The organism is Chromobacterium sp. LK1 (genome assembly GCF_001043555.1).
GTDB classification, from domain to species: domain Bacteria; phylum Pseudomonadota; class Gammaproteobacteria; order Burkholderiales; family Chromobacteriaceae; genus Chromobacterium; species Chromobacterium aquaticum.
Window position 1 is genome coordinate 1 of the sequence record NZ_LDUI01000001.1, and the last position, 13,176, is coordinate 13,176.

General features: G+C 60.3%; 8 protein-coding genes. 2 read left to right on the forward strand and 6 right to left on the reverse strand.

Features of this window, described 5'->3' with window-relative positions; all coding sequences use genetic code 11:
* Positions 1–2,467: ATP-binding protein (locus tag VI26_RS00005; protein WP_231580930.1), on the forward strand; the 2,467-nt coding region annotated here is incomplete at its 5' end.
* Positions 2,468–2,492: 25 nt separating this feature from the next.
* On the opposite strand, the gene VI26_RS00010 is transcribed toward VI26_RS00005, so the two are convergent.
* The 5 genes from VI26_RS00010 to VI26_RS00030 form a co-directional block, all read right to left on the reverse strand.
* Positions 2,493–3,491 (reverse strand): GlxA family transcriptional regulator, encoded by a 999-nt coding sequence (locus VI26_RS00010; protein ID WP_048407700.1) that lies wholly within the window; start codon positions 3,489–3,491, stop codon positions 2,493–2,495.
* 88 nt (positions 3,492–3,579) lie between these two features.
* Complete coding sequence (locus tag VI26_RS00015; RefSeq protein ID WP_048407701.1) at positions 3,580–4,368, reverse strand: ABC transporter ATP-binding protein; 789 nt, start codon at positions 4,366–4,368, stop codon at positions 3,580–3,582.
* A gap of 27 nt (positions 4,369–4,395) precedes the next feature.
* Complete coding sequence (locus VI26_RS00020) at positions 4,396–5,127, reverse strand: ABC transporter permease (RefSeq protein ID WP_082150787.1); 732 nt, start codon at positions 5,125–5,127, stop codon at positions 4,396–4,398.
* The gene (locus tag VI26_RS00025; protein WP_048407702.1) at positions 5,124–5,813 is read right to left on the reverse strand and encodes an ABC transporter permease; all 690 of its coding nucleotides are present in this window, start codon (positions 5,811–5,813) and stop codon (positions 5,124–5,126) included. The genes VI26_RS00020 and VI26_RS00025 overlap by 4 nt, the downstream gene beginning before the upstream one ends.
* A 167-nt stretch (positions 5,814–5,980) precedes the next feature.
* Positions 5,981–6,745 carry an ABC transporter substrate-binding protein gene (locus VI26_RS00030; RefSeq protein WP_048407703.1) on the reverse strand — a complete coding sequence of 255 codons (765 nt, stop codon included), beginning with the start codon at positions 6,743–6,745 and terminating at the stop codon, positions 5,981–5,983.
* A gap of 517 nt (positions 6,746–7,262) precedes the next feature.
* Between VI26_RS00030 and VI26_RS00035 the strand changes: the two genes are divergently transcribed.
* Positions 7,263–12,074, forward strand: coding sequence for an NAD-glutamate dehydrogenase (locus VI26_RS00035; protein ID WP_048407704.1), 4,812 nt, complete (start codon positions 7,263–7,265; stop codon positions 12,072–12,074).
* Between the two features lie 64 nt (positions 12,075–12,138).
* On the opposite strand, the gene VI26_RS00040 is transcribed toward VI26_RS00035, so the two are convergent.
* Positions 12,139–13,152 (reverse strand): GGDEF domain-containing protein, encoded by a 1,014-nt coding sequence (locus VI26_RS00040; protein ID WP_048407705.1) that lies wholly within the window; start codon positions 13,150–13,152, stop codon positions 12,139–12,141.
* Positions 13,153–13,176: the final 24 nt, after the last annotated feature.

Sequence of the window (13,176 nt, forward strand, 5' to 3'; positions counted from 1 at the left end):
CGCGGTGGAAACGCTGACACGGAAGCCTCCCCTCGGGGAGGCTTTGTTGCGTTCGGGGTGTCGGGTGATACGTCGGCGCGTATCGGTCACATCGGTTCAAGCTTTTATCGACTTTCCCTTTGATTTTCAAGTTATTGCATGCCATTCCCTGTATTTATGGCCGGAATTGCGTCTAATTGCTCAGCAAAAACTATTGGTAATGAATAGAATTCCAGCATCAAGACTGGGAATCAAGGCGGAGATTTTGAGAAAGTTCAGGCGGGACGGGGTGCACTTGTTCGTACTGGCATGGGTGCTCAGCGCTTTGCTGGTGGCGGTGCTGTGGGGTATCGGCGAGTTGCAGCGCTTGAGGGATGAGTTCGAGTCGGTGGCGCAACGCGCGCATGCGCTAGTGGCGCGCAAGTTGGATCAGAACGAATCGGTGCTGGCGTCCGTGGATGCGCTGATGGTGGCTAGCCGGCCGTTTGAGGCAGCCGCCTTGGGCACCTTTGCCCGTGAGTTGCTGCCGCATTACCCGCAACTCCATTCCTTTGTGTTTTTCCAGAGTGTGTCCATGTCGGAACGGCAGGCTTTTCTACATCAGATGAGCGGCAAGTTTGGCGAAACCTTCTATATCCGCGACTTTGATGTGGCTGGACGCCGAGAGTGGCGGCCTGCGGCGGTGCGCCCGCAGTCACTGGTGATTTCTATGTTGGAGCCGGACCGTCCCGAGGCCGGCCCGATGTTCGGCTACGACATCCTGGGGGATGATTATTTCAGGCCTGCCTTGCTCCGTGCGCTGGAGTCGGGGCGGCGGGTATCCAGTGGTGCCTTCGAATTGCATGAGGGCGGTGGCCGCGCATATTTGTTATTGCAGCCGTTGTTCGAGCAGGAAGCCAGGACGCAGGGTCGTTTGATTGGGGTGGTGGGGCTGGTCGTGTTCTGTGATCGTTTATTGCAGGCTCCGGCCTTGGAGCGTCTGTTGCCTGGGCTGGACCTGGCCTTGTATCAAGGAGGGGAGGCCTCGGGTGGTCCACCGCTGTTCCAGCGTCTGCATACATCGTCCGAGCGTGATTGGTGGCCGGTATTGCGGCGCCTGGAAGCCAGGCTGCCGCTAGCGAGCGAAGCACAGCCTTTCGTGCTGGGGGTGGCCCGGGATCTGAGGGTAACGGATCTGGCTATCCTGCCTTTGCTGTGGCAGCAGTCGTTATTGCTGGCGTTCTTTGTGTTCGCCGGCCTGCTTCATCTGCAGCGCATGGCTTTGCGGCAGGAGCGCCTGCAATCGGACGAAGCGATTTTTCTGCAGAGCGAGCGAGCCTCGGTCACCTTGAGCGCGATTCATGATGGGGTGATCATTTTGCGGCAGGATCACGCGATTGAGTTGGCCAATCCGATGGCGCTGGAGTTGATGGGAATGGATGCCGGCGAGGTGGTGGGGCGGGTCTGCCACGAGGTGTTCCATTTGCAGGCGGAGTTGGCTGCCGAGTTTGCCGAGGATCCGATTCGCGAATGCTTTCGCACCGCGCAGCCGGTAGTGCTGGCGGAACGGATGCAGCTGACGTCGGCTCGCGGGCAGATCCGCTCGGTGGAGGGCGGGGTTTCGCCGTTGTTTTCCCGCGATGGCAGCCTGATAGGGGTGGTATGCGCATTGCGCGACCTGGGGCCGCTGCGCTTGCGGACGGTGGCGGCGCTGGAGGCTAGTGAAAGCAAGGTCAAGGAGCATCTGGAAAAGCTGTCGCATGTCGCCAGGCTACATACCATGGGCGAGATGGCTTCCGGTATCGCGCATGAGTTGAATCAGCCATTGACGGCGATTGCCAATTATTGCCAGGCCAGCATCCAATTGCTGGAGGGGGTGGAGGATGCTCCCGCGCAAGTGAATGCGGCTTTACGGTTGGCGGTAGCGCAGGCGGAGCGGGCAGGGGAGATCATCAAGCGCTTGCGAGCCCTGGTCAGCAAGCGCGCGATCGAGACGCGGCTGATCGATTTGAATCAGGTGGTTGGCAATTGCATGTTCTTGGCTGAGTACGATTTGAAGGAGCGTGGCATCGAGGTGGTGCAGCTGTTGTCGGGATATCCGGTGGCGGTGTTCGCGGATAGCATCCAGCTCGAGCAGGTGGTGTTGAATTTGTTATCGAATGCGATGGATGCCTTGCGTGATGAGCCGGTGATGAAGCGCCATGTGATCGTGCATACCCGGCGCGAGGGCAAAAAGGCGATTCTGGAGGTCCGCGATACAGGGCGCGGCATTACGCCGAGTTCGCTGGAGGTGCTGTTCCATCCATTCTTTTCCACCAAGCCGAATGGCATGGGGTTGGGTTTGTCCATTTGCCAGACGATAGTGGAGCAGTATGGTGGTTTGATCTCGGCGGAGAACATTCCAGCCAGCGGCGCCTGCTTCCGCATAGAGCTGCCGCTATCACGCCAAGGGGAGCCGGCGCGTCCGGTGATGCCTTCGCCGGACGGTTGCGGTGCGGGCGCGTTCTGACAGGCAGCAGATCGTAAGCGGGCTCTTAGGGTCTGACTTCCGGGACGGCGGTTTGGGTGCGATGCGAGCGTTCTTCGCGCGGTGTGATGCCGAAATGGTTGCGGTAGGTGCTGGAGAAGTGCGGGCCGCTGGAGAAGCCGCAGGCAAGGCCGATCTGGACGATGGATTTGCTGGTTTGCTGCAATAGCTGGCGCGCTCGATTCAGGCGCAGTTCCAGATAGTACTTCGACGGCACCGTGCTCAGATATTGCTTGAACAGTCGTTCCAGTTGGCGTCGGGAGACGCCGACGTAGTAGGCGATATCGTCGGTGCTCAGCGGCTCCTCGATATTGGCTTCCATCAGGCTGACCGCTTCCGTCAACTTGGGCTGGCTGCCGCCGATGCGGGTGGCGAGCGGAATGCGCTGACGCTCGTTGCCGGGGCGGATGCGTTCCATGCTGAACAGTTCCGACAGCTGAGCGACGAACTCGTGTCCATGCTGGCTGCCCACTTGGGTCAGCATGAAGTCGAAAGTGGCCGCGCCGCCAGCGCAACTAAGACGTTTGCCGTCGATTTCGAATAGATTGGACGAGGTAATGATGTCGGGGAATTCTTCGGTGAAGCGACTGATCTCGCGCCAGTGTATCGTGGCGCGCAGACCGTTGAAGTAGCCGGTGCGGGCCAGCCAGTAGCTGCCGCAGCCTATGCCTCCCAAGCTTATTTTGTCCGGGTTGCAGGAGGCCAGCCCTTTGCTCAGCGTGTCCAGACTGAAGTCGGGATTGATGTCATCGGCGAGCACCAGCAGGCAGTCCAGCTTGGGCGCGCCATCCAATGGCAGGTCCACGGCGAGCCGGGTGCCGTTGGAGAGCGGCACCGCTTGTCCGTCAAGGGAAAGCAGCAGGGTTTCGTAGAGTTTCTTTTCCGCTAGCCAGTTGGCGTGCAGCAGGACCTCGGAAGCCATGGCGTAGTCAGCCATCGAGGCATGGGGCAAGAGCAGGAAGCCGTAGCGCATTGGCTTGACGGGGTGGGACGGATGCTGACCCATGGGTTTTCGCGGAAGAAGAATGGATATTATAAAAACACACCATGCCGGGCGGCCCGGCATGGTGTGCGACATTTTCCTATTGTACGATTTATTTCAGGCTGCCGGAGAGGAATTGTACCAATCGCTCGCTCTGCGGACGGACCAGCACTTCCTTGGGATGGCCTTGTTCCTCGATCCGCCCCTGGTGCAGGAAGATGACGTGGTTGGATACTTCGCGCGCAAAGCCCATTTCATGGGTGACCACCACCATGGTGCGGCCTTCGCCGGCAAGGTCCTTCATCACGCGCAGCACTTCGCCGACCAGTTCCGGGTCCAGCGCCGAGGTGGGCTCGTCGAACAGCATGACTTCTGGCTCCATGGCCAGCGCGCGGGCGATGGCGACGCGCTGTTGCTGACCTCCGGACATATGGGCCGGATATTTGTCCTCCACGCCGCGCAGGCCAACCTTGTCCAGGTATTTGCGGGCGCGGGCGCAAGCTTCGTCGCGGCTCAGTCCCAGCACGTGAATCGGAGCCTCGATGATGTTTTCCAGCACTGTCATGTGTGCCCACAGATTGAAATGCTGGAATACCATGGCCAGTTTGGTGCGGATGCGCGCCAACTGCTGGGCGTCGGCGGCCTTGAGCGCGCCGTTCTTGCGGTCGGTGATCAGCTTGAGTTCTTCGCCAGCGGCCAGGATGCGGCCGCTATTGGGTTGTTCCAGCATGTTGATACAGCGCAGGAAGGTGCTTTTGCCTGAGCCGGAGGAGCCGATGATGCTGATCACGTCGCCGGCGTGCGCGGTTAGCGACACGCCTTTCAGCACTTCGTGCGCGCCGTAGCTCTTATGCAGATCGCTGACTTGCAGCTTCAGGTTTTTATCGGTGGGGGTGTGCATGATGGTATTCCTGTATTGCTATCCGCATTAATGCTTGCGTGGGGCCAGATAGGCCAGCCAGCGTTTTTCCGCCTGCTTCATCAGCCAGACCAGCAGGAAGGTGAGCGCCAGGTAAATGGCGGCTGCGGTGAGGAAGGGCTCGAAAGCCATATAGCTGTCGGCATAGATGCGGCGCGCCACGCCGGTGATGTCGGCCAGCGTCACCAGGCCCGCGATTGCGGTGCTTTGCAGCATCATGATGACTTCATTGCTATAGGCCGGCAGCGCGCGGCGCAGCGCGGAGGGCAGCACGATGCGGCGCATCATCAGCCATTTGCTCATGCCCATGGACTGGGCTGCTTCGATCTCGCCCCAATGGGTGTTGCGGATCTGACCGGCGATGATTTCGGTGGTATAGGCCGCGGTGTTCAGGGTAAAGGCGAGGATGGCGCAGAAGTACGCGTCTTGCAGGTAGTTCCAGGCCCAACTGTCGCGAACCCAGTTGAACTGGGCCAGGCCGTAGTAGATGATGAAAAGCTGCACCAAGAGCGGCGTGCCGCGGAAGATGTAGCTATAGACGCGGACGAAGCCAGAGGCCAGGCGGTTCTTGGACACCCGCATCAGCGCCATGGGTACCGCCATCGCCATGCCTAGCAGCAGGGAGATGAACAGCAGTTCCAGCGTCAGCAGCAGGCCGTCGCGGGTGCTCATGACGGCGTGGCCGTCGCCGCCGCCGAAGAAGGCGGGCAGCTTTTCCAGAACCAGTTGGAAGTCGATCACAGTTCGCTCTCCTTGACGCCCAGCGAGTAGCGTTTTTCCAATTGTCCAAGTACCAGATTGGATACCCCAGTGATCAGCAGGAATAGCAGGCCGACGATCATATAGACGGTGAAGGGCTCCTGCGTTGTCGATTTGGCCGCGTCGGCGCGGTACATCACGTCGTTCAGGCCGATCACGGACACCAGGGCGGTGGATTTGACCAGCACCAGCCAGTTATTGGAAAAGCTGGGCAGCGCGAAGCGGATCATTTGAGGAACGGTAATGCGGAAGAACACGCGCAGCGGCGTCATGCCGTAGGCCATGCCGGCTTCCATCTGCCCTTTGGGCACTGCCATCATCGCGCCGCGGAAGGTTTCCGTCATATACGCGCCGAAGATGAAGCCCAGGGTCAGCACGCCGGCGATGAAGGGATCGATATTGGGGCTAGTCCAGCCCATATAGCCGCAAAAATCGTTGATCATCATCTGGACGCCGAAGAACAGCAGAAACATCCAGACCAGGTCCGGCACGCCGCGGACCACGGTGGAGTAGAGTTCCGCCAGCCAGACCAGCGGCTTGGAGTGAGCGGATTTGAACAATGCGCCAATCAGGCCCAGCACGATGGACACGGCCAGTGCTGAGCCGGCCAGCTGCAATGTGAGCACCGCTCCTTGCAGGATGCTGGGAAGGTAACCTTGCAAAAACATAGTGATACTGCCTCGTTCGTCAACCTTGCGCGCAAGGCTGGTCCTTGCCCTGCCGGCCTTGGGGCTGCAGAGCAAAAAAATCCCGGCTTGCGCGCGGAGCGGGCGGCAGTAAGCCGCCCGGCGCCGAATGGCGGTCAGCCGGGACGGTTGCGATCGCTGTTGGGGGATTAACCGCCGTAGACGTCGAAGCTAAAGTACTTGTCCTGCACCTTCTTGTAGCTGCCGTCCTTGCGCACTTGGTCTATGGCCTTGTTCAGGCGCTCGGCCAATGCCTTATTGCCTTTCTTGACGGCGATACCCGCGCCCAGGCCGAAGTATTTGACGTCGGCGTAGTTCGGACCGACAAAGGCGTAGCCCTTGCCGTTCGCGGTTTTCAGGAATTCCTGGTCGCCTACAGCGCCATCGACGAACACGGCGTCAACGCGGCCGGACTTCAGGTCCAGGAAGGATTCTGGAGATTTGGCGTACGGCACGATGGTGGCGCCGGACTTGCCCCAGTAGTCCTTGGCGAACTTTTCCTGGGTGGACGCGCGCAGCACGCCTATCTTCTTGCCCTTGAAGCTGTTCTGGTCGACCGCGGTGCCGGACTTGGCGACGATGCGGCTGGCGATGTTGTAGTACTTGCGGCTGAAATCGACGGCTTTCTTGCGCTCCTCGGTGATCTGCATCGAGGACAGGATGGCGTCGAACTTGTTGGCGTTGAGGGCGGGGATCAAGCCGTCCCAGTCTTGCGGAACGATTTGACAGCTGACTTTCATGGCGGCGCAAAGGGCATTGGCCATATCGATGTCGAAACCTTGCGGTTTGCCATCGGCGCCTTGTTTGGAGAACGGCGGGTAGTTGAGGTCAACCCCAAAACGCAGAGTCTCTGCTTGGACGGAAAAACCGGACAGCAGAGCTGCCGCTGCGGAGGCGATCAGGACTTTTTTCATGGAGTGAATTTCTACTTCTCTATCGGGCGGTTGGTCTGGATATGAATCGGACGCAAACCCAAGCTTGTAAACCCGGCGCTTGAAACGAGGCTGCTCACGATGTCTCGCCCAAGCCGGAACCATTGTAGTTTTTTCTACTTTTGCCAGTAGTTGGCCGCAGCTTGCAACGGTTATCCGCCGTGCGCAAGATGGGGCCATTGTCTGGCAATCGGTGTGAGCAGGTGGTTGCATTCTACCTGATATTGAGGGGTGGTGTGAAATTGCTTGTAAATCAATGATTTATATTTTGTTTTCTGACTTGTGTACAATGTGGCGCCAGGAAAGGAACTTGTAAGCTGCCGTCGCATTGCTGTAAGCAAAAAAGTGGTGTTTGCCGCCATTTATCGTTTTGGCATCGGTCGGCCGCGCACAGCTTTTCCACGAAACTGTACGTCCACGTCGCATTAAGGAAATCCCAGCATGATGGGGGTATCTACAATGCCTCGACACACTCCGTGCACACAACAAGAGAAGCAACATGTCGCTTACCAATAAGACCGAACTCGCGAGCCTGATCGCCGATATTCAGGCCGTAGCAGAGACCAAGCTTTCCGAAAAGGAGAAACACCAGCTCGAACCCTTCTTCCCGATTTACTTCGAGGAAGCCGAGCATGCCGACCTCCGGCAGTTTTCGTCGCTGGACTTGTTCGGTGCGGCGTCGGCGCATTATGCGTTCGGCGCCAAGCGCAGCGCCGGCCAACACAAGGCGCGCATCTACAACCCCGATTTCGAGCGTGATGGCTGGCAAAGCACCCATACCGTGATTGAAGTGGTCAACGACGATATGCCGTTCCTGATCGACTCCATCACCATGCTGCTGTCGCGACACAATCTGAACCTGCACCTGCTGGTGCATCCGGTGCTGTCGGTCGGCCGCGACAAGAGCGGCGTGATCCAGGCGGTGAAGCGCACTGAAGACCGCAGTCTGCCCCTGGAGTCCTTCATCCATGTGCAGATCGACCGCGTGACCGATCCGGTGGCCTTGAAGCAGCTGGAAACGGATTTGAACCGCGTGATCGCCGATATCCGCCTAGTGGTAAGCGACGAACCCAAGATGCGCGAAGTGCTGGCCGAGATCAGCAAGGATCTGTCCGTGGTCAAGGGCAAGCGCGCGGCGGAAGCCAAAGAGGCGGTGGACTTCCTGGCCTGGATGTCCAAGCGCAATTTCCTGTTCATGGGCTATTGCGATTACGATCTGGTGCGCCGCGACGGCAAGGACAGCCTGCGCATCGTCAAGCAGTCCGGCCTGGGCATCCTGCAAGACCAGGGCGATAAAGAGTACTCCGCCAGCTTCGAACAGCTGCCGCAGGAATTGCGCGAGCTCGCGCATCTGCCGCAATTGATCATTCTGAACAAATCGCAGACTCGCTCCATCATCCATCGTCCGGCCTATATCGATTTCGTCGGCATCAAGCGTTTCAACGACAAGGGCGAGGTGATAGGCGAGCGTCGCTTCCTGGGCCTGTATACCGCCAGCGCCTACCAGGATTCGCCGAAGGACGTGCCCATCCTGCGCCAGAAAGTTGCGACCGTGGTCAACAACTGCGACTACGTGGACGACAGCTATAAATCCAAGACGCTGGGCTTCGTGCTGGAAAGCTATCCGCGCGATGAGTTGTTTGAAATTCCGTCCGAGGTGCTGGGGCCGATCGCCGAAGGCATCGTCAGCCTGCAGGAACGTCCGCGCGTGCGCCTGTTCGTGCGCAAGGACCGCTATCACCGCTATGTCAGCTGCCTGGTCTATGTGCCGCGCGACAGTTTCAATACCGAGGTGCGCCTGAAGATCGAAAAAGTGCTGATGAACGCCTTCAACGGCACCAGCGCCGAGTTCAGCGTGCAGATCAGCGACAGCTCGCTGGCGCGCGTGCATTACATCATCCGCACCAATGCCGCCAAGCTGCCGGAGTTCCATGAGTCCGACATCGAAGCGGAAATCGCCCGCCTGGTGCGCGGCTGGGTGGAGGAGTTGCACCAGCTGCTGGTGGAAACCCATGGCGAGGAGCAGGGCAATGCGCTGTTCAACCGCTACAAGGGCGCGTTCCCGGTGGCTTATCGCGAAGAGTTCGCGGTGCGCAACGCGGTGCTGGACATCCAGCATGTGGAATCGGTGAATGCCGATTCGCCGCTGGCGATGAAGCTGTATCGCCCGTTCCACCGCGGCGCGGCGGTTTTCAATCTGAAGCTGTTCCGCGAGGGCGAGGCGTTGGGCCTGTCCGCCAGTCTGCCCATCCTTGAGAATATGGGCGTCAAGGTCCGCGACGAACATCCGTACTGCGTGCAGCGCGCGGATGGCCGCCAAGTGTGGATCAGCGATTTCGGCCTGGATGTTGGTTCCGCCGACGAGCAGATTGCTCGTGAGGAAGTGCAGCAGGACTTCCAGGAGCTGCTGACCCAGGTATTCGCCAAGCGTTGCGAGAACGACGGTTTCAACCGTCTGGCGCTGGTGGCCGGACTGGATTGGCGTGAAATTTCGCTGGTGCGCGCCTTGGCCAAGTATCTGCGCCAGGGCGGTCTGACCTTCAGCCAGGCTTACATCGAGCAGTGCGTGGCTAACTACCCGGCCATCACTCGCCTGCTGGTCGAACTGTTTGCCGTGCGCCTGGATCCGGCCCATGCCGACGACGCTCGCGCCGATGCCCTGCTGGCCAAGTTGCGCGAGCAACTGGACGGCGTGGCCAACCTGGATGAAGACCGCATCCTGAACGGCTTCCTGTCGGTGATCCTGGCCACTCGCCGCACCAACTTCTGGCAGAAGGGTGCCGACGGCGAGTTCAAGTCCTATATCTCGTTCAAGCTGGAATCCAACCTGATTCCCTTCCTGCCGCAGCCGCGCCCGATGTTTGAGATCTGGGTCTATAGCCCGCGCGTGGAGGGCGTGCATCTGCGCGGCTCCAAGGTGGCGCGCGGCGGCCTGCGCTGGTCCGATCGCATGGAAGACTTCCGCACCGAAGTGCTGGGCCTGGTGAAGGCGCAGATGGTGAAGAACTCGGTGATCGTGCCCATGGGTTCCAAGGGCGGTTTTGTCGGCAAGCAGTTGCCGGCGCCGAGCGAGCGCGAGGCCTTCCTGGCCGAAGGCGTGGCTTGCTACAAGATCTTCATCTCCGCCTTGCTGGATGTGACCGACAATCTGGTCAACGGTCAGATCGTGCCGCCGGTCGATGTGCGCCGCCTGGATACGGATGATCCGTACCTGGTGGTGGCCGCCGACAAGGGCACGGCTACTTTCTCCGACATCGCCAACGGTATTTCCGCCGATTACGGCTTCTGGCTGGGCGACGCTTTCGCCTCCGGTGGCTCGGCAGGTTACGACCACAAGGGCATGGGCATTACCGCCCGCGGCGCTTGGGAATCGGTGAAGCGTCATTTCCGTCACCTGGGCATCAATACCCAGGAGCAGGACTTTACGGTGATTGGCATTGGCGACATGGCCGGCGACGTGTTCGGCAACGGCATGCTGCTGTCCGAGCACATCTGCCTGAAAGCGGCGTTCAACCATCTGCACATCTTCCTGGATCCGACGCCGGACGCGGCCAAGAGTTATGCCGAGCGCGCGCGCCTGTTCAAGCTGCCGCGTTCTAGCTGGACTGATTACAACCGCGATCTGATCTCCAAGGGCGGCGGTATTTTCGAGCGCTCCGCCAAGTCCATCCCGCTGTCGCCGGAAGTGAAGGCCTGGCTGGAAACCGACAAGGACAGCATGGCGCCGAACGAGCTGATCCATGTGATCCTCAAGGCCAAGATCGACCTGCTGTACAACGGCGGCATCGGCACCTATATCAAGGCGTCGACCCAGAGCCACGCCGACGCGCGTGATCGTGCCAACGACCCGGTGCGTGTCGATGGTCGCGATTTGCAAGCCCGGGTGGTGGCCGAGGGCGGCAACCTGACATGCACCCAGCTGGGACGCGTTGAGTTTGCGTTGAACGGCGGCCGCATCGCCACCGACGCCATCGACAACTCCGCCGGCGTGGATTGCTCCGACCATGAGGTCAACATCAAGATTCTGCTGGGCGGCGTGATGCAGGCCGGCGACATGACCTTGAAGCAGCGCAACCAGTTGCTGGCGGAGATGACCGACGAGGTGGCGCAGCTGGTGTTGCGCAACAACATCCAGCAAACCCAGATTCTGGCGATCAAGCGTCAGGAAGCGCCCGCGATGCTGACCACCCATGCGCGCATGATCGCGCACATGGAGAAGACCGGCGAACTGAACCGCGAAATCGAGTACCTGCCGTCCGAAACCCAGATCAATGAGCGCCGTCTGGCGCGCCAGGGTCTGACCGTGCCGGAAATCGCGGTACTGCTGTCCTATAGCAAGATTTCGCTGGATCAGGCGATTCTGGCCACCGATGTGCCGGATGACGCGGACTTCCTGCCCATCCTGACCAATTACTTCCCGAAACCGCTGCAGCAGCGCTTCGGCGCGCAGATGCAGCAGCATCAGCTGAAGCGCGAGATCATTGCCAACCAGTTGGCCAACCAGATCATCAACCGCATGGGCACCACCTTTGTGTTCCGCATGCAGGAAGAGTCTCCGTTCTCCGCCGGCGATATCGCCCGCGCTTGGTGGATCGCCAGCCGCGTGTTCGATGCCGAGCGTCTGTGGAGCGAGATCGAAGCGTTGGACAACAAGGTGCCGGCCGATCATCAAGTGGAAATGATGGTGCTGGTGCGCACGCTGGTGGAGCGCGTGACGCGTTGGGTATTGCGCAGCAAGCGTCCGTTCACCTCGGTGAACGCGGTGATCGAGCAATACGCGGCCAAGGTGCAGGCGCTGTTGGCGAAGCTGCCGCAGCTGATCGCCTCCGGCAGCTACCCGGCGGTCGCCGCGCTGGAAGAGAAGCTGACGCAGCCGGGCATGCCGCAGGCGCTGGCGCAGGTGTTGGCGCGCCTGGAGTTCGCGGTGCCGCTGACCGACATCATCGAAATCAGCGAAGGCAGCAAGCTGCCGCTGGAACTACTGGCCAAGAACTACTACCAGTTGGGCCATGCGATGCAGCTGGATTGGCTGCGCGACGCGATCACCAGCTTGCCGCGCGACAACCGCTGGCAGTCGCTGGCGCGTTCCGCGCTGCGCGACGACCTGTATCGCGTGCACCGCAATCTGGCGGGGCAGGCCTTGCAGGACGCGGCCGGAGCGGAAGCCTTTGCCCAGCAGTGGATGGAGAAGCGCCACCACGAGGTGGAGGTCTGCGCGCAGATGTTCGCCGAACTGCAGTCGTTCAGCGCGCTGGATCTGGCGATGCTGTCGGCCGGCATGCGCGAATTGAGCAACCACCTGCTGTCGTAAGCGCTTAGCGTTCAGCAAGCAAAAGCCGGCTCGTCAGAGCCGGCTTTTTTGCGTCCGTGAAATGCTAGAACAGATCGATTTCGCCGAAGCGCTGGGTATTGTCGAGTAGGCCGCCCGCAATCAACTCCTCGTAGCCGTGTACCTGATTGCGGCCATGGGACTTGGCGTAATACAGCGCCCGATCAGCTTGTTCCACCAATTGCCCCGGCAGCAGTTGCGGCAGGATGCGGGTATAGCCCAGGCTGACGGTGAGGCTGCCCACTTGCGGGAATGGGTATTGCTCGACGCGGACACGGAAGCGCTCCAGCGCCACCGCGGCCTGTTCGGGCGCCAGCCCCTGGAAGATGATGGCGAACTCCTCGCCGCCGTAGCGGAACAGGCTGTCGTCTTCGCGGAAGGATTGCTGCATCAACTGCGCCAGCAGCAACAGCACCTCGTCGCCAACCATGTGGCCGTATTGATCGTTGACCTGCTTGAAGTGATCCACGTCAAGCAAGGCCAGAGTGCAGTGCGTCTGCTCCTCGGGTGTCTGCAGCTGCGTCGCCATCAGATTGAACAGGCGCAGATCGAATTTACGGCGGTTGTTCAAGGCGGTGAGCATGTCCCGGTCCGCTTCGAACAGCAGGCGCAGGAAGTTCTCGTGAATCCTGGCCATGGCCTTGAGCATGGCCTTGTTGACCTTTTGCTCGGAGCCGGCGTGGATAATCAGCAGGGAAATGATGCTGCCCATGCAGCGCAGCGGCAGGCACAGGCCGTGCGGGATGCGGAAGATGCCGTCGTCCTTGTCCAGCGCGTTCAGCAGGTCGTAGAGAAAGATGGGCGGCGGCAGCCAGCTGTCGTGGGCGGTTTCGGCAATCTGGGCTTTGCCGTCTAGGGCTGCGGCGCTCAGGCGCCGGCGGATGTAGGGTACGCCGTTGACCCAGCGGCAGGCGAACAGCTCGACCTTGTCCACGCGCATCACCTCGACCAGGGTGGACAGCAGGCTGCTTTCCAGCATGTCCTGTTCGCGCTGGGAGGTCAGCTCGACCAGATTGTCGAGTATCCGCTTGCTGTCATCCTCGTTGGGACTCTGCTTCATGCCGGCGCATCCTTTGCGAGCGGT